Origin of the sequence: Dokdonia sp. PRO95 (assembly GCF_000355805.1) — a bacterium.
In the GTDB taxonomy this organism is placed as follows: Bacteria; Bacteroidota; Bacteroidia; order Flavobacteriales; family Flavobacteriaceae; genus Dokdonia.
Genome location: NZ_CM001837.1, coordinates 881,846 through 902,840 on the forward strand (window position 1 = coordinate 881,846; position 20,995 = coordinate 902,840).

Here is a 20,995-nt window from a genome sequence, read left to right on the forward strand (position 1 = left end):
TCAAGCATCGCGTTTGACCTCAATAGAGCAGCAATAAATTTAAGCCATAAAAAAAGCCCCAATAATTAAATCAGGGCATTTTCAAAATGTTGCGAAAGCATAACTGCTTCCACGAGTTTTTTACTCTTCAGAATCTGAAGCTGCTGCTTCACCTTCTGCAGGTGCATCTTCAGCGTCTGCAACCACTTCTGGTTGAGCTGCTGCGATACGAGCCTCGTTTACAGCTTTTTCAGCTGCAAGAGCTTCTGCTTTTGCTTTTTCTTCTGCTTGAGAAAGACTTCCTTTCTTAGCTTCTACTTTACTAGCTTTCTCCGCTACCCAAGCATTAAATTTCTCTTCTGCTTGCTCTTCAGTAAGTGCACCTTTACGCACACCACCAGCTAGGTGATTTTTAAGCATTGCTCCTTTATAAGAAAGAAGACGCTTTGCAGTTTCTGTAGGCTGCGCTCCGTTTTGTAACCATGTTACAGCAAGATCAACATCAAGGTCGATGATTGCTGGGTTACTGTTAGGATTGTAAGTACCTATTTTTTCTAAGTATTTACCATCTCTCTTTGCGCGAGCATCTGCTGCTACAACCCAGTAAAAAGGTTTACCTTTCTTACCGTGTCTTTGTAATCTAATTTTAACTGACATAAAAGTTAATTTGTGGGGTACCCGACCCCGTTTTTTAAATAAGTGTGCAAATATACTATAATTTTTCTGGCACTCATCACGTTATATCTTTAATATAAAGTACTTTTGCCCTCTATTATTGATTTTTTATTATGCGTAATTTACTGTTTGCTCTCATCTCTATTGTCACTTTTATTTCTTGTAGTACTATAGAAGATAATACACCTGCACTTCAAGGTGTGCGTGATACTGTATTACTACGCACTACAGACAGTAGAGCTATTCTTGATGAAAATGGTGATTTATTTTTAAAAGGAGAGCGCGGTGAAGAGGTAATAAGCTTCCAAATACAAAATCAAGCGCAGACTCAAATCACCTTCGGTGGTCAGAACAATCCTAACATTGCAACATATATTGATAAAGACGGAAAGGTATTTACAACCGAATCTTCAAAAGCCAGCGGCTTACTAGACTTCTCATTTAACGGGAGTAGTTCGATTTCTGGTGATTTTAAGTTTACTGCGTTTACACCTTTTCTTGCAGATACTGTCGTATTTAGCAGAGGTGTCGTTTATAGAGTTCCTATACTTACTCCTACAGTAATTGAACCAGAAATTGAAGATGTAGATGACAATTTTGAAGCTCTCATTAATACTACGGTTTTCAATTCTATAGTCATTAATCACATTATCTCTGGTAATGTTATCACGGTTCTAGGCCGTACATCTTCTACCAATATAGCTATAAGCTTCCCTATAAACAGCACAGCTGGAACATACACTATTGGTTCAAATCCTGACTTCTCTGCCGCTTACACCACTCCTTCAGGAATCTCAAATGCCATATCTGGTGAGATTACGATAATTGCTAATGATCAAGAAAATAACATAGCCTTAGGTACATTTAACTTTATGACTGCGCAAGGTTTTTCAATTACTGATGGTGCGTTCACCATTAATTACTAGTGAACTTAACATTACACTTCCCATTTAATGCATCACTAAGTTTATAGGCATCAGCATTGACCTCTTAACCTCTCGTTTAAAAAATTTACAAACGACATTCTCAAATAGGTAGTTCTCACAATTACCTAGCAACTACCCTTGTCTTAGGTTAAGATACTTGATCTATCAAGAAAAGTTGTTTATTGACTTTTAACCGCTCTGTTTTACCAGTACTATCTTCCATTGCCTCCCGTCTTATCATACTATTAAGACAATTAACATCCTTTTACGTTAAAAGAAGCCAATTATAATCACTTTGGGTTAAAGGTAGTTAAACCCTTTATGTATAGTGTTTTAAGCCCATATCTTTACACCAATACTAACAACAAAAACAGACATTATGAACTATACAGAGGAAGTAGCAGATAAATTAAACAACCTATTAACGAAGTCATATGATGCAGAGGCTGGCTACAAGAAAGCAGCTGAAAATGTAAAAAATACTGGCTTAAAAAACTTTTTTCAGAACCGTGCACAAGACAGATACAACTTTGGGCATGAAATTAAAGAAGAGGTAAGAAGTTTTGGACAAGAAGTAGATAAGGGAACAAGTTTCCAAGCAGATATGCACAGAGCATGGATGGACGTTAAAACAGCATTCTCTACAGATGATGATGAGTCAACACTAGAAGAAGCAATTCGTGGAGAGAAAGCATCAGTAGAAGCATATAATGAAGTACTCGCAGAGACATCACTTCCAAGTTCTACAAGAAATGTATTAGAGAAACAACGCAATAGCATCCAGAATGCATTGAATGAAGTAAAGACTTTAGAAGAGTGGGCATAAGCACATTAAGCACACCAGATAAAATTAAAAATCCAGCCATAATGGCTGGATTTTTTTTGTGCATAAAAGTTGATAACTCATAGCTGTAATTTCATGTAAAAAGCACTAAAATGTAGTACTTTTCATATCCACTTTTTCTACGCCTATGTACCTTATTTTTGATACCGAAACCACCGGACTTCCTAAAAACTGGAACGCTCCACTTACAGACTCAGATAACTGGCCTAGAGCGATACAGATCGCATGGCAGTTGCATGATGAGATGGGTAACGTCATAGAGCATCAGGATTATCTTATCAAGCCAGATGGATTTGACATTCCTTATGATGCAGAGCGCATACACGGTATCTCTACAGCACTTGCCGAAAGAGATGGGATTGAACTCTCTGAAGTACTCTCAAAATTTAATATTGCACTTTCAAAATCAAAGTATGTTGTAGGTCAGAATGTGGGCTTTGATACTAATATTATGGGTGCCGAGTTCCACAGACTCAATGTAGGTAATAACCTTCAAGAACTACCCGTACTAGATACCTGTACAGAAAAGACCGCCACTCTATGCCAGCTACCTGGAGGACGTGGTGGCAAGTTTAAACTACCTACGCTTACAGAGCTTCACAATCATCTTTTTGGCGAAGGTTTTGGCGAGGCGCACAATGCCACGGCAGATGTGGAGGCAACTACTCGTTGCTTTTTAGAACTGATACGCCAGCGTGTTTACACAAAAGAGGAACTTGATGTTGCACCAGATTATTTTGATAGATTCTCTCAATCTAATCCACAGCCTATTGAGTTCATTGGACTCAAACACATAAATCTCAAAAAGGCTTCGGCAAAAATTGCCCAAGCACTAGCTGCCCAAGATGATACTCCAGAGATTTCTAAGGCAGAGATAGAGGAAAATAAAGAACAACTTTCTGATGTAAAGTTTGCTCACCTTCATAACCACTCACAATTCTCCATATTACAATCTACCGCAAGCGTTCAAGATATTGTAAAAGCTGCCACACTACACAAAATGCCCGCTGTTGCTATGACAGATATGGGTAATATGATGGGTGCTTTTCACTTTACAAAAGCGGTAAAGTCACATAACGCAGGCGTAAAAAAAGCAAATGCCGCAGCCGTAGAGGCGGGAGAAGAACCGGAGGGAGTACCTCTTAAAGCCATTATTGGTTGTGAGTTTAACGTATGTGTAGACCACAAAAACAAAAGCCAGAAGGACAATGGGTACCAAATAGTGATACTCGCCAAAAACAAAAACGGATATCAAAATCTCTGTAAAATGGCCTCTATAGCCTATACAGATGGGTTTTACTACGTTCCTAGAATAGACAAACAAGTAATTGAGCAATACAAAGAAGATCTCATTGTACTCACGGGAAATTTATATGGTGAAGTGCCAAGTAAGATTCTTAATGTAGGAGAAAAACAAGCCGAGGAATCTCTTATTTGGTGGAAAGAACAATTTGGTGACGACCTCTATGTCGAGCTCATGCGTCACGGTCAAGAAGATGAAGATCGTGTGATGCCTGTTTTAATTACGCTTTCGCGAAAGCATAACGTAAAACTTATTGCTTCTAATAACACCTTCTACATTGATAAATCTGATGCAGATGCGCATGATGTTTTACTTTGTGTAAAAGATGGTGAGAAAGTAGCAACACCAAAGGGTCGAGGTAGAGGATATCGTTTTGGTTTACCAAACGACGAATACTACTTTAAGAGTGCAGATGAGATGAAAACGCTTTTTGCAGATGTGCCAGAAGCTATCTTAAATGTACAAGAGGTTGTTGATAAAATTGAACCTTACGAACTAGCAAGAGATGTATTACTTCCAGCATTTGACATACCACAAGAATTTGTATCTCCAGAAGATGCCATAGATGGTGGAAAACGCGGTGAAAATGCTTTCTTAAAACATCTTGTTTACGAGGGAGCAAAAAAACGATACGGACAGGATCTCTCTGAAGAAGTTATAGAACGCTTAGACTTTGAGCTAGATGTAATTGAAAAAACAGGTTACCCAGGATACTTCTTGATTGTAGAAGACTTTATAAGAGAAGCTCGTAACATGGACGTTTCGGTAGGTCCCGGACGTGGATCTGCAGCGGGATCTGTTGCAGCATACTGTTTATGGATTACAAACATAGACCCGATGAAGTATGATTTGCTTTTTGAGCGTTTCTTAAATCCGGATCGTGTGAGTATGCCCGATATTGATATTGACTTTGATGATGAAGGTCGTGGGCGTGTAATGCAATATGTGATTGATAAGTATGGTGCAAATCAAGTAGCACAAATCATCACTTACGGTACAATGGCTGCAAAGTCATCCATAAGAGACACTTCTAGAGCGCTAGATTTATCACTAGGAGATGCAGACCGTATTGCAAAGCTCATACCTACTATGAGTAAGCTACGCAAGATCTTTGGTAAGACAGATGCAGAGTTGCGTAGTTCTTTTAGATCTGATGATTTGCCTAAGGTACAAGAGCTTATAAATATAGAGACTCAAGACAACCTGGAAGGGCAAATGCTACGTCAAGCAAGACAGTTAGAAGGATCTGTACGTAATACAGGAATACATGCTTGTGGTGTGATTATCACACCTAGTGACATTACAAACTTTGTACCTGTTGCACTAGCCAAAGATTCTGATCTTTACGTAACCCAATTTGATAACTCTGTAGTAGAGGAAGCTGGGCTACTTAAAATGGATTTCTTGGGTCTGAAGACCCTTACACTTATAAAAGATACTGTTAAGCTTGTTAAGTATCGTCATGATATAGATCTCGACCCAGAGAACTTCCCCCTTGATGACGAAAAAACGTATGAGTTATTCCAGCGCGGTGATACCGTAGGGATATTTCAGTATGAATCTCCAGGAATGCAAAAGCACATGCAATCGCTCAAACCTACCGTGTTTGAAGATCTTATTGCAATGAATGCCTTGTATCGCCCTGGACCGATGGAATACATACCGTCATTCGTAAGAAGAAAACACGGAGAAGAAGAGATAGAATATGACCTTCCAGCCATGGAAGAATACCTTAAGGAAACGTACGGTATTACTGTCTACCAGGAGCAAGTAATGCTTCTTTCTCAAAAGCTTGCAGATTTTACAAAAGGTGAGGCCGATGTACTTCGTAAGGCAATGGGTAAAAAGCAAATTGCCGTTCTTGATAAAATGAAGCCTAAGTTTATAGAGCAGGCTTCTGCCAAAGGACATGACCCAGAAAAACTAGAGAAAATCTGGAAAGACTGGGAAGCATTTGCCGCATATGCATTTAACAAGTCACACTCTACATGTTACGCATGGATTGCTTACCAAACAGCATATTTAAAAGCACACTACCCAGCAGAGTATCTTGCCGCTGTACTGTCTAACAACATGAATGACATAAAGCAAGTAACATTCTTTATGGAAGAGGCAAAACGTATGGGACTAGAAGTACTAGGGCCAGATGTAAATGAATCTTTTAGAAAATTTACGGTAAATGATAATGGCGCTGTACGTTTTGGTATGGGTGCGGTAAAAGGCGTAGGTACAGGAGCTGTTGCCACTATTGTAGAAAATAGAAAAGAAGGAAAATACAAATCTGTTTTTGACTTTGCTCGTCGTGTAGACTTACGTGCAGCAAACAAAAAAGCTTTTGAAAGTCTTGCTCTAGCGGGTGGGTTTGATGAACTAGATGGTGATACTCATCGCGCTCAATTTTTTAATCATGACGGAGATGGTATTACTTTCTTAGAAAAAGCCGTAAAATATGGTGCTCGTTATCAAGAAAATGAAAACAGCTCACAGGTAAGTCTCTTTGGAGAGTCTAGCGAAGTCCAAATACCAGAACCAGAAGTTCCTCCATGTGAAGAATGGGGAACTATGGAAAAACTCAAACGCGAGAAGGAGGTTGTAGGAGTATATATCTCTGGCCATCCGCTAGATGATTTTAAGACAGAAATGGAAACATTTTGTAATGCAACGGTGTCTAATTTTCACCAGATGGAGGCTTACGTCAATAGAGAGCTCACCTTTGGTGGCGTAATATCTGACGTACAACATCGCGTATCAAAAAATGGAAAAGGATGGGCAGCTTTTACTGTTGAAGATTTTACAGATTCCTTTGAGTTTAGAATGTTTGGAGAGGAGTATCTCAAGATGCGTCACTTTTTGATCCCTAATAGCTTCATACATGCAAAAGTGTTTATTAAGGATGGGTTTACAAACAGAGAAACAGGTAGAAAAGGTGATCCAAGAACGCAGTTTAATAGTATCCAGCAATTGCAGGATGTGATGGAAACAAACGCAAAGAAACTCACCATAAATATTGACATCAACGAGGTTGCGGAAGCCCGCATAGAAGAAATAAAGAATATTCTTGATCTCCATGTAGGCGATGCAAAGCTCCACTTTCAAGTATTTGAACCACTTGAAAAACTCTTTGTAAAAATGCCTAGTAAACGCATGAAAGTAAGAATTTGTCAAGAACTTCTAGACACCTTAGAAGAGAACAGTGTTCACTATAAATTAAACTAGCTACGCCACATTACGAGGATTTAACAACTTCCTTCGCACTAAGATAGTTACTTCTTCCATGTAACTATCTGTCTCTAGTGTGTAGGTGAATTTTTGTGAATGCTCGTTACTTTTTACACTCTGTATACTAGCCTGATGCAAAATGAATGCTCCATAATTTGGGTAACCTAGGTATTTGCAAAGCTTTTCTATCATCCTCGCATTAGGCGATAATTCTTTTGCTTCTACATCTTCTATATAATTATTATAGTAATTGAGAAGTGTTCTTCTTGAAATTTGGTAATTAAACTCACACCAGAGACTATTTGCTAGGTGATCTGCCCATTGTGTTTTTGTGTTTCCGGGGGTTTCTGTTTGCGCTTTCGCGAAAGCGGACAAAACAATTTTTCTAAACATCATAATGGTCGTTTTTGTTTCTAAATCATTCCTACATTTTTTCTATTAAGGACTGGAAAGTATTTTCCATCGGTTTTCCATCTAGCGCTCTTAATAAGCTAGATATTTACGTATCTAAAAGATAATCAGCACACAAAGAACGATAAATAGCACTTAGTTCTATAAAGGAAATCCGTAAAACGAGCTATTTTTATTTGTTAAGTATGATTTTTCTTACATGAAATTCAACCCTAAACCATTTAAATTATGAAAGCAACAACTTACATTTTAGCATTTTTATTTATTGGAGTTACATTTACTGCCTGTACTCCAGACATCGTTATTGAAGAAAGTGATCGCATAGAAAGCACTTGGGGAGAGGATGACAACAATGAGGAAGAAAAAAAAGGAGAAGATGAGGAAGACGAGAGTAATTAGACTATCTGCATCTTAATATTTTTTCCTTATTCGTATCTTAGAGGGATGAAACAGCTTGTTCTGTCATCCCTCTTTTTACTGTATAGCTTTACTGTTTACAGCGCCTTACCACCTCAAAAAAATAAAGCTGAGGATAGTTTACTGTACTACAAAAAATTAAGTCGCCAAAAGAAAAATACTTACGAGGATAGACTGATTGCAAATGAAAAAGCCATTTACTGGGCAAAACAAGTATCAGACTCTGTATATCTTGGTCAGCTAGACTATAGATGTGACTTGTATTACTACGACGATCAATACGACCAAGCTATAACCCAAAGCAAAAAGCTATTATATGAAGCTAGACGGTTAAAAAACAAAAGATTTATTGGTAAAGCCTATTTTCAAACAGGAGATTTCTTTCAAAAAAAGAAAAACTCATCCGATGCTTTTTCTAACTATGTACGGGCAATAGAATCTTATAGTGAGATAAACGATAGCTTACAGGTTATACGTATTTCAAAAAAGGCAAGCTACATACAAGCCAGTCTGGGGGATATAGACGGAGCAGAATATACTATCGTAAATGCTCTTGATTACAGTGATGCATTAAAAGATCTTTCTCAAATTTCTTGGTTTTATGACATTTTAGGTAGAGTATATAGAGAGCGTGGCTTGTGGCTAGAAGCTATACGATATCATAGGAAGGCATTACAAATTGCAAATAACACAAGCAGCAAGGCTTCACTTATTAATAATTATGCCATTACCCTTCTAAAATCTGGTGATAATGATGGCGCTATACAGCAACTAGAAGTAGGTCTTGCTTATAAAGACAGCCTGTCACTTAAAACATTATATAGACTAAAAGATAATTATGGCTTTGCAAAATCTCGGGCTGGGCATAAAGACGCCATATTTTTACTAGAAGAAGCTTTATCATTGAGAAGTGATATAAATGACATACCTGGAGCATATGCAAGCCACATACATCTTGCTGAGGCTTACATGACATTAGAAAACACTAAAAAAACTGCATATCACGCCCAGCAAGCTTATAATATTTCTTCTAAAGCTAAAAATACAGAAGCTGTTATAAAGGCCTTGGACTATTTAATACCTGTAACTATAGAATCCAATGTACTTTTTGAAGAATATACTTCTTTATCTGATTCGCTGACTAAAGCTCAAAATAATGCTAAGTTTGAGTTTGCAAAACTGCGTTACGATGTAGAAAAAGCTGAAGAACGAGAGAGTAGAGCCTTAGAACAAATTACAGCCTCACAACTGCGAGAAGATATAGCACGCAGAAAGATAAACTGGGCCCTTGCAGGCATAGGAACTCTTGTAGTAATTGCTGTCATATTTATATTGTACCAACGTGAGCGATCAAAAAAACAGCGACTACTAGACCGTTATGAAACAGAAAAGCGCATTGCAAAAAAACTTCATGATGAGCTAGCAAACGAAATATACTTAGTTATGAATGAGGTTGAAAATGAAGCCTATTCTCCAGCAGTAGCAGATAGGCTTGAAGATATTTACAAACTAAGTAGAGATCTTTCAAGAGACACAAAACCTATACAAACAGATGGGAACTTTCCAACAGAGCTTGCAATGAATTTACAAACATACACCTCATCAGAACGCAAACTCATATTGAGAGGCCTTGAATCTATAGACTGGAACGTTGTTAAACCAGAAGTAAAAATTGAGATTTACAGAGTACTACAAGAGTTAATGACAAATATGAGAAAGCACAGTAAAGCTTCACTTGTTGCACTTGTTTTTAAAACTGCAGATAAACTCTTGGAAATAAATTACAGTGATAACGGTAAAGGAGTATCACTATCCAAAGGTAATCGCGGCAGCGGTTTATTAAATACACAAAATCGAATCAAAAGCTTAGGAGGACACATACAATTTGAATCTGCAGTAGATGAAGGCTTTAGAGCAGAATTATCCATTCCAATTTAATTTACGGCAACATGTTTAAAAAAATACTAGCAGCGGAAGACATAGATAATATTAAACTAGGAGTCTCTTCTATTCTCAAACAACTCAAGATACCAGAAATCGTACACGTCGAATACTGTGATGAGGCTTTTTTAGAGTTCAAAATGGCAATTCAAGATAATGCTCCCTTTGATCTTTTAATAACAGATCTTTCTTTTAAAGAATCATATCGAAAAGAGCGCCTTACCTCTGGAGAGCATCTTTTTAGAGCATTAAAAGAAGTAGACCCCACTATTAAAGTAATCGTTTACACCATGGAAGATCACCCTCAACGCTTTGATAGTATCTGGAAATCGGGTTTACTAGATGGTTATGTATGTAAAGATAGAAGAGGTCTAGAAAATCTCAAAGAAGCAATAGAACAAGTCGCAAAAGGCGAGAAATACATCTCTCAACATCTTGCAGATAATGTTAAGCAAAAAAATCTAGTAGAACTTAACAACTACGACATCGAATTATTGAGTCTACTAGCAGATGGTGCAACACAAGATGAAATACAGCACTATTTCAAATCTAAAAATATCAAACCCTATAGTAGAAGTAGTATTGAGAAGCGACTGCGCGAATTACGTACAGAGTTTGGCGCAAAAACGACCATACATCTCATACGACTACTAGCTGATTTACGTCTAATTTGAAATAAATTTTAAATAAAAACACGTAAATAAAGGAAATACGTAAAATTTTACCTCAATCCACTCCTATCTTTATAATACTTTATTAAGTTCTTGTAAATTATTTTTTTGAAGAAACTTCATAGCATATTATACACAGTGTAATAGTGCCATGATCAATATTCTACGGTCCCCCAACCTAAAAACACCTTATCGAAGTACCGATGGGTGTTTTTTTTGTAAAACAAAAAAGTCTGCTCGAGAGCAGACTTTTTTTAGAATTAAGATAAATATCAAATTACATTTCTAATGCTTTCTTGATATCTCCATCCATAAGAATGTTAATAGGATCTTCTAGTGCTTCTTTTACAGCTACTAAGAATCCTACAGACTCTTTACCATCGATAATTCTGTGATCATAAGATAATGCTACAAACATTATAGGTGCGATTACAATCTCACCATCTTTTACGATAGGGCGCTCTACGATATTGTGCATTCCTAAGATACCAGATTGAGGTGGGTTTATGATAGGTGTAGATAACATAGATCCAAATACACCTCCATTTGAGATTGTAAAGGTTCCTCCTGTCATCTCATCTACCGTAATTTTACCATCTCTAGCTCTTATTGCAAGGCGTTTTACCTCGCTCTCAACCCCTCTAAAAGAAAGGTTTTCTGCATTTCTAATAACTGGTACCATAAGTCCTTTAGGACCTGATACAGCAATTGAGATATCTTTATAATCAAAAGTAAGCATCTCCTTACCATCTATCATACTGTTTACAGCAGGATACATCTCAAGAGCTCTCACTACAGCTAATGTAAAGAAAGACATAAAACCTAGACCTACACCGTGCTTTGCCTTAAAGTCCTCTTTGTATTGCTTACGCAAGTCAAATATAGGCTGCATATTTACCTCGTTAAAGGTAGTAAGCATTGCTGTTGTGTTTTTTGCTTCTACTAGACGTTCTGCAACTTTACGACGTAGCATAGATAACTTAGTACGTGAGTCACCTCTAGAACCTGGTCCTGGAGTTCCCATAGAAGGTGTTGCTTTTACAGCATCTTCTTTAGTCACGCGACCAGCTCTACCTGTACCCGTAACCTGGCTAGCAGTCATTCCTTTTTCATCAAGAATTTTTCTTGCTGCTGGGCTTGGAGTTCCAGATGCGTATGTCTTTTCAGTTTCGGCAGGAGCTTTTTCTCCTGTGTTAGGAGTTGCTGCCTGCTCTTTTTTAAGGTTTTCTTCTACTTTACCATCTCCACCACCTTCATCTCCACCTTCATAGGTGTCTGTAGCTGGCGCCTCTGCAGCAGTATCAATAAGGCACACAACTGCACCTACCTCAACAGCATCACCTTCTTCTGCTTTAAGTGTAATGACTCCACTCATCTCTGCTGGAAGCTCGAGCGTTGCTTTATCACTGTCTACCTCGGCAATGGCCTGGTCTTTTTCTACATAATCGCCGTCTTCAACGAGCCATTGTGCGATTTCAACTTCTGTGATGGATTCTCCCGGTGAAGGGACTTTCATTTCTAAAACCATAATGTTTCTGGTTACGCCAGTATTACTAAACCTACTTAGATGAAGGACGCTGGCGGCTATTAATTGTTACTATTTTACAGGCGCTTCAAAAACGCTATCTATTACTTTTTTGTGTCTTGCTTTTGATCTTGTACTACTTCCCGCAGCTGGAGATGCATAAACACGTCGCGATGCTACTCTAAGTTTTACTTGATCAAAATTCATAAGCATATAACCCCAAGCTCCCATATTTCTAGGCTCTTCTTGTGCCCAGACATAATCTGTTACATTAGGATAAGTTGCTATAATATCTTCTAACTGCTTTTGTGGCAGCGGGAATAATTGTTCTATACGTACAAGGGCTACATCATCACGTCCATTTTCCTTACGACGCTCTAAGAGATCATAATAAAATTTACCTGTACAGAATACAAGTGATGTAACTTTCTTCTTATCTACCTCAGTGTCATCAAGAACTTCTAGAAAAGACCCTGTGGTAAGCTCCTCTTTAGTACTCACTACAAGAGGGTGCCTTAATAAGGATTTAGGTGTAAAAACTACAAGCGGCTTTCTGAAATTCCACTTCATCTGGCGACGTAGTAGGTGAAAGAAGTTTGCTGGCGTCGTTACATCTGCCATTATAAGGTTATCTGTAGCACAAAGCTGCAGGTAACGTTCCATACGTGCACTAGAGTGCTCAGAACCTTGACCTTCATACCCGTGAGGTAATAACATCACAAGTCCGTTTTGTGTTTTCCACTTAGACTCTGCTGCGCTTATGTATTGGTCTAACATTATCTGTGCACCATTTGAAAAATCTCCAAATTGAGCCTCCCAGATAGTAAGTGTCTTAGGAGCAGCCATCGCATACCCGTAGTCAAAACCTACCACTCCATACTCAGAAAGTAGTGAGTTATAGATATCCATCTTACCAGCTACGTCTAAACGGTTGTGTAGATTGATCTCTTCTACATCATCTTCTGTTTTGATAATGGCGTGACGGTGAGAAAATGTTCCTCTCTCTACGTCTTGTCCAGATATACGTACATTAAATCCTTCTTCCATAAGAGAACCGTAAGCAAGAAGCTCACCCATTCCCCAGTCTAATTGGTTCTTTTCTGTATACTGCTTATTTCTATCTGCAACAATACGCTGTATCTTGCGTATGAACTTTTTATCTTCTGGTAACTTCGTAATACCATCTGCTATAACATCTAGCTTACTTATATCATAGGTAGTATCTACAGGAGTAAGAATATCTTCTCTACTTCCTATCTCATACCCTTCCCAGTCATCTGCAAGAATCTCGGTAATTACCGTTTTATCTCTCTTACGAGATTCTTCAAGATCTTCTTCAAGATCATCTTTATATTCTTTTTCGAGCTGCTTAACGTATCCCTTTTCTATAATTCCTTCCTTAAGAAGTCTTTCTGCATAGATATCACGTGGGTTTGCGTGTTTTGAGATTGCTTTATATAGTAAAGGCTGTGTAAACCTAGGCTCATCACCTTCATTATGTCCATACTTTCTATAACCTAGTATATCTATAAATACATCACGACCAAATTGCATTCTAAAATCAAGTGCAAAAGCAAATGCGTGACATACAGACTCTACATCATCTGCATTTACGTGTAGTACTGGAGACAAGGTAACCTTACCCACATCTGTACTATAAGTAGATGATCTCGCGTCGAGATAGTTTGTAGTAAAACCTACTTGGTTATTTGCTACGATATGTATCGTACCACCCGTGCGATATCCTTCTAACTGTGCCATTTGCACAATTTCATATACAATACCTTGACCAGCTACGGCAGCATCTCCGTGTATAGCAATAGGAAGAATTTTCTTCTCATCTCCTCCTAACTGATTATCAATTTTTGCACGAGACATCCCCTCTATTACTGCTCCTACAGTCTCGAGGTGCGATGGGTTAGGTGCTAGGTCCATACGTATTTTGTGTCCCTTATCGCTTTCGCGAAAGCTAGTCCACCCCATATGGTATTTTACATCTCCATCAAAAAGTTCATCCTCATCATACTCTTTTCCATCAAACTCAGAAAAGATTGCCTCTGGTGATTTTCCGAAGATATTTGCTAGAACATTAAGACGACCACGGTGTGCCATCCCTACTACAAATTGCTCAACACCTTTATCAGACCCTCTCTCGATAAGCGTATCAAGTCCCGGAATCATAGCGTCAAGACCTTCTACAGAAAAACGTTTTTGCCCTACATACTTAGAGTGCAAGAAACCTTCAAAAGAAGCTGTTTGATTTAATTTTTTGAGAATATGCCTTTTTTCCTCTTTTGAAAAAGAAGGATGGTTATCATTTTTATTGAGCCAGTTCTGTATCCAAGCAATCTCTTCTGGATTACGAATGTACATATACTCAATACCTATGTGGTCACAATATATGGCCTCAAGGTGATTTACAATCTCTTGTAACGTCTTCTTCCCAATACCTAAAATTGAACCAGCTTCAAACTCTGTACTAAGATCAGACTTAGAGAGTCCAAAGTTTTCTATCTCTAGTGTAGGTGCATATTTACGACGTGCACGTACAGGGTTAGTCTTTGTAAAGAGGTGACCTCTGTTACGGTATCCGTCTATTAATTTTACTATTTGAAATTCTTTTTGAATTCCTTCAGGAATAACCACAGTCTCTCCCCCTACATCACCAGTAACCTCTTCTGCACTTTCTAGTCCAAAGTCAAAACCTTGAAAAAAAGCGCGCCAGCTAGCTTCTACACTATCTGGGTTAAGTAAATATTGATCGTAAAGCTCAGCAAAGTAAGCGGTATGTGCGGCATTCAGAAATGAAAATCTATCCATTTGATATTTAAGTTCTGCGTCTTGCGACTTTAGAAAAGCAAAAATACGATAATTAACATTTTTGGACATATAATACCTATATTTATAACAGAGAATTAAGACACTACAGCTATGAAATGCAATTTTTTAGGGATTATACTACTTACAGGCCTCTTTTTTACAATGACAACAACAACTCAAGCGCAAGAGATTGCTACAAAACCTAAAAGTGAGTTTTGGAGCAAGGTGCGTTTTGGTGGTGGATTAGGCTTAAATTTTGGCCGAAACAATACTAACATCACGGTTGCACCAAGTGCATTGTACCAACCCAATCAATATGTCGCATTTGGTCCAGGGCTTAATTACACTTATCAAAAATTTGGAGATTTTAAAACAACTCTTGTAGGGGCAAGTGCTATTGTCATTTCAAATCCGCTTGATTTCTTACAGCTATCTGGAGAGTTTGAGCAACTTCGCGTTTTTCAATCGGTTTCTGGACTACCAGACATTCCAAATTCTTGGAACACTGCACTCTTTCTGGGCGCGGGATACCGTCTCAACGTAGGAGGCAATAGCCTAGGCGCAATCGGGATACGTTACAATGTACTCTTTGACGATAATGATTCTGTTTATGCAGATGCGTGGCAGCCTTTTGTGAGGGTTTATTTTTAAGGAAACATTTATAACAAGTGGTTTTTGTTAAGTTTGCTAGACATCTTATCAAGCCTTACAATGACACAAAAACTTCGTTATCTACTTATATTAGTAGCATTATGCACTCTTAATTCTTGTGGTTTCTCATCAGAAACAAAAAGTCCAATTATAGAACTGAGTGACACAAATGAACCTTTTGTGGGAAAAATTGTTCTTGAAAATATTGAGGACAATACTAAAACCGAAGTTACTTTTCATGTAGATGTAAATAGTATACGTAGAGAGCAAACTCATCAAGGAGGTGAAGGCCTTCTAGGCGATAAAGCTGGTATAATTGTAAACTATGACAAGGATCAAGTTATCTTATACAACACATCTGGAGGAGCAAAATGGACAGAATATACTATAGAAGAGTATAAAAACACACTGGCCAAAGTCACCTTTCCATACGCATCTATTGTAACGCCGTATGATTACACTTATAGTTTCTTAAACGATTATACTGCTATAGTGGCAAAAGAAAATGCTCTAGAGATTGAATCTCTCCAACTCGATTATAAACTCTATAGCAATCTTAGCTTACGTCAAGAAAATTTTGACACGGATGAGATTAAAGTAAAGCGAGAAATGATAGCACTCGTCTTTCCAAATATGCCAAAAGATGTACATTTTCCATTACTTTTTAAAATCTCAAAAAACACAGGAGATAACAACTTAAAAAACGAAACTAATCTATCAGAAAAGGGATGGAAAGACAAGATAACTCAAGTGCTTAATGAACTAACCACCAAAGAAAACAAAGTAAAAAGTATCCAACGTGGTGAGGTACACCCTTCCTTATTTGAGTTTAAAGAGGAAGATTTTATCAAAACGCGTCCAGAGTACCTTTTCAACTCCTACAATAATGGAAGCTCTTGGGGTGATGATTAATAAAGATTACACCTCCAGCATACTTCCTAAAACCACATTCCACTCTTTAATTTCCCAAGAAGAAACAATACCGTTTTTCACATAAGGGTCTTGTGCCGCAAATGTCTCAACTTGCGATTTGTCTTTTACTTGAAAGATTAACACACCTGTTTCACCAGGACCTTCTGTAGCACCACCTAGTAGAAGACTGCCCGCAGCTACAGCTGTTTTTGCAACCTCAAAATGATCTTTGCGATAGGGCGTTCTTTTCTCTAAATAATTTTCTACAAAAGTATATGTAAGGATATAATATTTCATCTAGTCCATCATAATCTCTAGAAGACCTATCGCCGCCTCACTTATTTTTGTTCCAGGCCCAAAAACTGCTGCGGCTCCAGCCTCAAATAAAAATTGATAATCTTGCTGTGGAATCACTCCTCCTACAATCACCATAATATCTGGTCTTCCTAGCGCCTTTAGTTCTTCAATTACTTGAGGAACTAATGTTTTGTGACCAGCAGCAAGTGATGAGACTCCTAGTATATGCACATCATTTTCTACTGCTTGTTTTGCTGCCTCTTTAGGTGTTTGAAATAGCGGCCCTATATCCACATCAAAACCTATATCTGCGTAGCCAGTTGCTACTACTTTGGCTCCACGGTCGTGACCGTCTTGCCCCATTTTGGCAATCATAATTCTAGGACGACGCCCGTCTTGCGTTGCAAATTGGTTTGCGAGTTGTTGCGCTTTCGCGAAAGCGGAATCTTCTTTCATCTCTTTGCTATATACACCACTAAAGGATTGTATCTGCGCTTTGTGACGCCCATAAACCTCCTCTAGTGCATCTGAAATTTCTCCTAGGGTTGCTCTTTCTCTAGCTGCTATAACCGCAAGTGATAATAAATTACCATTGCCCTCTCTAGCTGCGTTTGTAAGCGCCTCTAAAGCTTGAGAAACTTTAGCTGAGTCTCTGTCATTTTTGATTTGATCCAGACGCTTAAGCTGGCCATCACGCACCTTTGTATTATCTACATCAAGTATATCTAGGTGCTCATCTTCTGTAGGTCTGTATTTATTTACTCCCACAATAATATCTTGACCACTATCTATGCGGGCTTGCTTTCTAGCAGCTGCCTCTTCAATACGCAATTTAGGAATACCAGCTTCTATAGCTTTAGTCATTCCGCCTAGCTCCTCTACTTCTTGAATAAGCTCCCAGGCTTTATGAGCAATATCATTTGTGAGAGACTCTACATAATAACTACCCGCCCACGGGTCTACAGTTTTTGTAATATGTGTTTCTTGCTGTAAGAAAATTTGTGTGTTACGAGCAATACGAGCAGAAAAATCTGTAGGTAAGGCAATGGCCTCATCTAGTGCGTTTGTGTGCAAACTCTGCGTCCCTCCAAAAGCCGCTGCAGCGGCTTCTATGGTAGTACGAGCTACATTATTAAATGGATCTTGCTCTGTAAGACTCCAACCACTAGTCTGGCAGTGGGTTCTCAAGGCAAGAGACTTTGGGTTTTTAGGGTTAAATTGTTTTACAATTTTTGCCCAAAGCATACGTGCTGCACGCATTTTGGCAACTTCCATAAAGTGATTCATCCCTATTGCCCAAAAGAAAGATAATCTTGGCGCAAAGCTGTCTATATCCATCCCGGCAGCAAGCCCAGTTTTTATGTACTCCAGTCCATCTGCTAGGGTGTATGCGAGTTCTATATCGCAAGTTGCTCCAGCTTCTTGCATATGATATCCAGAGATTGAGATACTATTAAATTTAGGCATCTCCTTTGCTGTATATTCAAAGATATCTGAGATAATTCTCATAGACGGTGTAGGAGGATATATGTACGTGTTACGCACCATGAATTCCTTAAGAATATCATTTTGGATTGTACCCGAAAGTAGCGCCGTATCTACTCCTTGCTCTTGTGCTGCGACTATATAAAATGCCATAATAGGCAGTACAGCACCATTCATAGTCATAGAGACAGACATCTTATCTAGCGGTATCTGGTCAAAAAGGATTTTCATATCCTCTACCGAGTCTATCGCCACACCTGCCTTACCCACATCTCCCACTACGCGTTCGTGATCACTATCATAACCACGGTGTGTTGCGAGATCAAAAGCTACCGAGAGTCCCTTTTGGCCTGCAGCAAGGTTTCTACGATAGAATGCGTTACTATCTTCTGCAGTAGAAAAACCTGCATACTGGCGTATCGTCCAAGGCCTTCTTACGTACATTGTGCTGTAAGGCCCGCGTAAGTTAGGAGCTATACCTGCGATAAAATCAAGATGCTCCAGACCTTCTAGGTCATCCTTTGTATAATACGACTTTACGTCAATCTTTTCTGCAGTAGTAGTCACCTTAGCTTCTACCACTGACGATGTGTTTTCTTCTAGAGAGGAAAGTGTGATATGTTGAATATTTCTTCTACTCATTACTTTCTTGTATAGGAAGCTCAGTCATTGTAAGCTGTTGATAATATGTATCTAAAGCGACATACAAAGCTGTGTATCTGCTTTTTGAAGCTTTACGGCCAAAATTGCGCATTCTAGTGCTAAATAATTTTGGATCCATTGTATTTGAATCAACAAGCGCTTCTATCATAAGAGCAAGCTGCGGATCCTCTATATTTTTGAGAATACATGAAATATTACTGTATGCTAGATTACTTTTAAACCCGCCATCTTTAATAATTCCCGCTTTTACGAGTTCTTTTCTTATTGCTAAAGTGTGAGGTGTAGCTAGTCGCTCATATTCCGCTTCTCCTGAAAAACCAACGTATAAAAAATTTGCATATGCCTTATTAACCAATTGAGATTCTGGATCATATGCATTTGTAATATCCTGCTCAAATTGATATAAAGCCTCATTAAGCAATGTATTATTTGCATTTACACAATTAATTACTTGTTCCTTATCTGCGTGTTTAAACTCAAGTGAAGCTTCATTATCACATGAAATAACCCCAATTACAATAGATACAGCAACAATAAGATTATAGACTTTTTTCATAGGACTATTTTTCTGTTTTGATACGTTCTTGTTCTATGGCCTCAGCTAGGCGTTTTGATATTATAGGCTCCAGTAATGTTTTACGTGGATTAATTTTTACAAAAGGATAAATTTCTAACTCACCCTTCATCAAATCTTTCGGGTTAGGATGCTTATTTGTTCCTAACAGAACCAACTCACCCTCATCAAATTTGGCTTGCTCCTTTGCAGCGCTTTCTTTTATTTTACGCTGGATTGTACCTTCTTTAAGTTGCTTTAAAAAACCTCCTTGTGCCTCTATATCTTTATAAAGTGTAAGCGCTTTTTCTGCAAGTTGAGAGGTAAGTTCCTCTACATAATAAGAACCATCTGCTGGATTTTGAACCACGTCAAAATAGCTTTCTTCTTTAAGTACAATAAGCTGATTACGAGATATACGCTGTCCAAAATTATTGGTTTTGTGATATAACGCATCATATGGCATGTTTACTACCCAGTTTGCCCCACCTAATACGGCACTCATACACTCCGTAGTGGTACGTAGCATATTTGTATTATAATCGTAAATAGTTTTATTTCTGCGTGATGGATGAGCTATTATATTAATGACTGTGTCCTCAAAATCAAATGCAAAGAGCACTACAGTCGCAAGCTTTCTAAGGGCTCTTAACTTTGCAATTTCAAAAAAATAGTTTGTTCCTACTGCGACTTCAAAAGTGACCTGATTAAGGCTAAGCTCTTCTTTCTCGCAATGATTTAAGTACTCTGTAAGATGAGCGATACCGTAAGCCAACTGCTGCACCATAGTAGCGCCAGCATTTTGATATAACGTGGTATCAACGGTAAGCTTATTCTCCCTTCCTTGCAGTAAGCCACTTACAATACTATGATCTTTTTGTAGGTTGTGATACCAGTTACCATCAAGTGCAAGATGATTAATGATATCGAGCTTTATGGTGATATGATACGCTTTCGCGAAAGCGTGAAAACCATTATAAAATTCTTCATCAAGAAAATTAAGCTCAAAATAAAGAGGAATATCTTTGCTCTTTAAATCTTGAAATAACAGCTCTATATCAAAAGGAGTGTTTGCTTGAAAGTAAATAGCTTCTACACCGCTTTCTATAGCTTTATTTGCTGTTTGTGCAGATTGCGCCGCATCTACAATAAAAATTTTCTCACCTATGAACCACTGTTCAGGAGCTTGAACAGCTACAGTTTCTTTTATTTCATCACTGTGATAAAAGGGTTTTACATGTATTCCTTCTAGACTTTGCCATACAAGCGTCTCATTATAGTCTGCACCCTTGAGGTCAAACTGTATTTTTTGCTTGAAAGCCTTTGCAGAAACTGCGTCAAATTCTGAAAATAAATTAGTCTTCATTCTCTGTAGATAAACTATCTTGATATTCAATTATATAAATTTCCTCGTTGTCCTTTTTCATAAGGTATTCTTCACGAGCAAATCTTTCTAAACCTGCACTATCCTTAAGTTGTAAGATTTGTGCATTATCCTTTGCTATTTCTTTTTTAAAGTATGCTCTATTACCTTCCAACTTATCGTATTCCTGATTAAGCTCTCTATGTAATAGATAAGAACTACCATCAAAAAACAACATCCACACTAGAAAAATGAAAAAAATGAGCAAGTATTTATTGCTCATTATTCTAAACCATTTTTTCTGTTTTAGTTCCTTGATGTTCATCATTGTAAATATAGC

General features: G+C 38.0%; 17 protein-coding genes. 8 read left to right on the top strand and 9 right to left on the bottom strand.

From position 1 onward, the window contains the following. Positions 1-120: 120 nt before the first annotated feature. Complete coding sequence (locus tag D017_RS03800) at positions 121-636, bottom strand: 30S ribosomal protein S16 (RefSeq protein ID WP_035334738.1); 516 nt, start codon at positions 634-636, stop codon at positions 121-123. Positions 637-767: 131 nt separating this feature from the next. On the opposite strand from D017_RS03800, the gene D017_RS03805 reads away from it, so the two are divergent. The 3 genes from D017_RS03805 (at position 768) to dnaE (ending at position 6,943) form a co-directional block, all read left to right on the top strand. Next, positions 768-1,580, top strand: a complete 813-nt coding sequence (locus D017_RS03805) for a DUF6252 family protein (protein WP_035334739.1) — start codon at positions 768-770, stop codon at positions 1,578-1,580. A 379-nt stretch (positions 1,581-1,959) separates the two neighbouring features. Continuing rightward, positions 1,960-2,406: a PA2169 family four-helix-bundle protein gene (locus D017_RS03810; RefSeq protein ID WP_035334740.1), complete on the top strand. Its 447-nt coding sequence runs from the start codon at positions 1,960-1,962 to the stop codon at positions 2,404-2,406. Between the two features lie 145 nt (positions 2,407-2,551). Beyond that, positions 2,552-6,943, top strand: coding sequence for a DNA polymerase III subunit alpha (gene dnaE / locus D017_RS03815; RefSeq protein WP_035334741.1), 4,392 nt, complete (start codon positions 2,552-2,554; stop codon positions 6,941-6,943). Here dnaE and D017_RS03820 read toward each other — a convergent pair whose 3' ends face one another. Next, entirely contained in the window at positions 6,944-7,342 is a 399-nt protein-coding gene (locus D017_RS03820) for a hypothetical protein (RefSeq protein WP_035334742.1), read from the bottom strand. A 243-nt stretch (positions 7,343-7,585) separates the two neighbouring features. On the opposite strand from D017_RS03820, the gene D017_RS15325 reads away from it, so the two are divergent. The 3 genes from D017_RS15325 to D017_RS03830 are packed head-to-tail and all read left to right on the top strand — an operon-like array spanning position 7,586 to position 10,389. Further along, on the top strand, positions 7,586-7,756 hold the full coding sequence (locus D017_RS15325; protein WP_160164955.1) for a hypothetical protein: 171 nt from the start codon (positions 7,586-7,588) through the stop codon (positions 7,754-7,756). Between the two features lie 45 nt (positions 7,757-7,801). Further along, entirely contained in the window at positions 7,802-9,712 is a 1,911-nt protein-coding gene (locus tag D017_RS03825; RefSeq protein ID WP_035334743.1) for a tetratricopeptide repeat-containing sensor histidine kinase, read from the top strand. Between the two features lie 11 nt (positions 9,713-9,723). After that, entirely contained in the window at positions 9,724-10,389 is a 666-nt protein-coding gene (locus D017_RS03830) for a response regulator transcription factor (protein ID WP_035334744.1), read from the top strand. Positions 10,390-10,663: 274 nt separating this feature from the next. On the opposite strand, the gene odhB is transcribed toward D017_RS03830, so the two are convergent. Continuing rightward, positions 10,664-11,914, bottom strand: coding sequence for a 2-oxoglutarate dehydrogenase complex dihydrolipoyllysine-residue succinyltransferase (odhB, locus tag D017_RS03835; RefSeq protein WP_035334745.1), 1,251 nt, complete (start codon positions 11,912-11,914; stop codon positions 10,664-10,666). Between the two features lie 69 nt (positions 11,915-11,983). Further along, on the bottom strand, positions 11,984-14,731 hold the full coding sequence (locus D017_RS03840) for a 2-oxoglutarate dehydrogenase E1 component (RefSeq protein WP_035337935.1): 2,748 nt from the start codon (positions 14,729-14,731) through the stop codon (positions 11,984-11,986). A 111-nt stretch (positions 14,732-14,842) separates the two neighbouring features. On the opposite strand from D017_RS03840, the gene D017_RS03845 reads away from it, so the two are divergent. Both D017_RS03845 and D017_RS03850 read left to right on the top strand, forming a co-directional pair. Beyond that, positions 14,843-15,382: a hypothetical protein gene (locus D017_RS03845; RefSeq protein WP_035334746.1), complete on the top strand. Its 540-nt coding sequence runs from the start codon at positions 14,843-14,845 to the stop codon at positions 15,380-15,382. A 60-nt stretch (positions 15,383-15,442) separates the two neighbouring features. After that, positions 15,443-16,294, top strand: coding sequence for a hypothetical protein (locus D017_RS03850; RefSeq protein WP_035334747.1), 852 nt, complete (start codon positions 15,443-15,445; stop codon positions 16,292-16,294). Between the two features lie 6 nt (positions 16,295-16,300). Here the strand turns inward: D017_RS03850 and D017_RS03855 are convergent, their stop codons facing one another. Genes D017_RS03855 through D017_RS03875 form a run of 5 tightly spaced genes read right to left on the bottom strand, consistent with a single transcriptional unit; the run spans position 16,301 to position 20,938 of the window. Beyond that, positions 16,301-16,591 (bottom strand): YciI-like protein, encoded by a 291-nt coding sequence (locus D017_RS03855; protein ID WP_035334748.1) that lies wholly within the window; start codon positions 16,589-16,591, stop codon positions 16,301-16,303. After that, entirely contained in the window at positions 16,592-18,718 is a 2,127-nt protein-coding gene (gene scpA, locus D017_RS03860) for a methylmalonyl-CoA mutase (protein WP_035334749.1), read from the bottom strand. Further along, positions 18,711-19,295 (bottom strand): hypothetical protein, encoded by a 585-nt coding sequence (locus D017_RS03865; protein ID WP_035334750.1) that lies wholly within the window; start codon positions 19,293-19,295, stop codon positions 18,711-18,713. Before D017_RS03865 ends, scpA begins: the two co-directional genes overlap by 8 nt. A gap of 4 nt (positions 19,296-19,299) precedes the next feature. Further along, on the bottom strand, positions 19,300-20,658 hold the full coding sequence (locus tag D017_RS03870; RefSeq protein ID WP_035334752.1) for a methylmalonyl-CoA mutase subunit beta: 1,359 nt from the start codon (positions 20,656-20,658) through the stop codon (positions 19,300-19,302). Then, positions 20,648-20,938 carry a septum formation initiator family protein gene (locus D017_RS03875; protein ID WP_343215428.1) on the bottom strand — a complete coding sequence of 97 codons (291 nt, stop codon included), beginning with the start codon at positions 20,936-20,938 and terminating at the stop codon, positions 20,648-20,650. Before D017_RS03875 ends, D017_RS03870 begins: the two co-directional genes overlap by 11 nt. Between the last annotated feature and the right edge of the window lie 57 nt (positions 20,939-20,995).

Bases quoted from the DNA above. Each gene is read 5' to 3' on its own strand.
- D017_RS03800 (WP_035334738.1), bottom strand. From the start codon at position 636: ATGTCAGTTAAAATTAGATTACAAAGACACGGTAAGAAAGGTAAACCT.
- D017_RS03805 (WP_035334739.1), top strand. From the start codon at position 768: ATGCGTAATTTACTGTTTGCTCTCATCTCTATTGTCACTTTTATTTCT.
- D017_RS03810 (WP_035334740.1), top strand. From the start codon at position 1,960: ATGAACTATACAGAGGAAGTAGCAGATAAATTAAACAACCTATTAACG.
- dnaE (WP_035334741.1), top strand. From the start codon at position 2,552: ATGTACCTTATTTTTGATACCGAAACCACCGGACTTCCTAAAAACTGG.
- D017_RS03820 (WP_035334742.1), bottom strand. From the start codon at position 7,342: ATGATGTTTAGAAAAATTGTTTTGTCCGCTTTCGCGAAAGCGCAAACA.
- D017_RS15325 (WP_160164955.1), top strand. From the start codon at position 7,586: ATGAAAGCAACAACTTACATTTTAGCATTTTTATTTATTGGAGTTACA.
- D017_RS03825 (WP_035334743.1), top strand. From the start codon at position 7,802: ATGAAACAGCTTGTTCTGTCATCCCTCTTTTTACTGTATAGCTTTACT.
- D017_RS03830 (WP_035334744.1), top strand. From the start codon at position 9,724: ATGTTTAAAAAAATACTAGCAGCGGAAGACATAGATAATATTAAACTA.
- odhB (WP_035334745.1), bottom strand. From the start codon at position 11,914: ATGGTTTTAGAAATGAAAGTCCCTTCACCGGGAGAATCCATCACAGAA.
- D017_RS03840 (WP_035337935.1), bottom strand. From the start codon at position 14,731: ATGGATAGATTTTCATTTCTGAATGCCGCACATACCGCTTACTTTGCT.
- D017_RS03845 (WP_035334746.1), top strand. From the start codon at position 14,843: ATGAAATGCAATTTTTTAGGGATTATACTACTTACAGGCCTCTTTTTT.
- D017_RS03850 (WP_035334747.1), top strand. From the start codon at position 15,443: ATGACACAAAAACTTCGTTATCTACTTATATTAGTAGCATTATGCACT.
- D017_RS03855 (WP_035334748.1), bottom strand. From the start codon at position 16,591: ATGAAATATTATATCCTTACATATACTTTTGTAGAAAATTATTTAGAG.
- scpA (WP_035334749.1), bottom strand. From the start codon at position 18,718: ATGAGTAGAAGAAATATTCAACATATCACACTTTCCTCTCTAGAAGAA.
- D017_RS03865 (WP_035334750.1), bottom strand. From the start codon at position 19,295: ATGAAAAAAGTCTATAATCTTATTGTTGCTGTATCTATTGTAATTGGG.
- D017_RS03870 (WP_035334752.1), bottom strand. From the start codon at position 20,658: ATGAAGACTAATTTATTTTCAGAATTTGACGCAGTTTCTGCAAAGGCT.
- D017_RS03875 (WP_343215428.1), bottom strand. From the start codon at position 20,938: ATGAGCAATAAATACTTGCTCATTTTTTTCATTTTTCTAGTGTGGATG.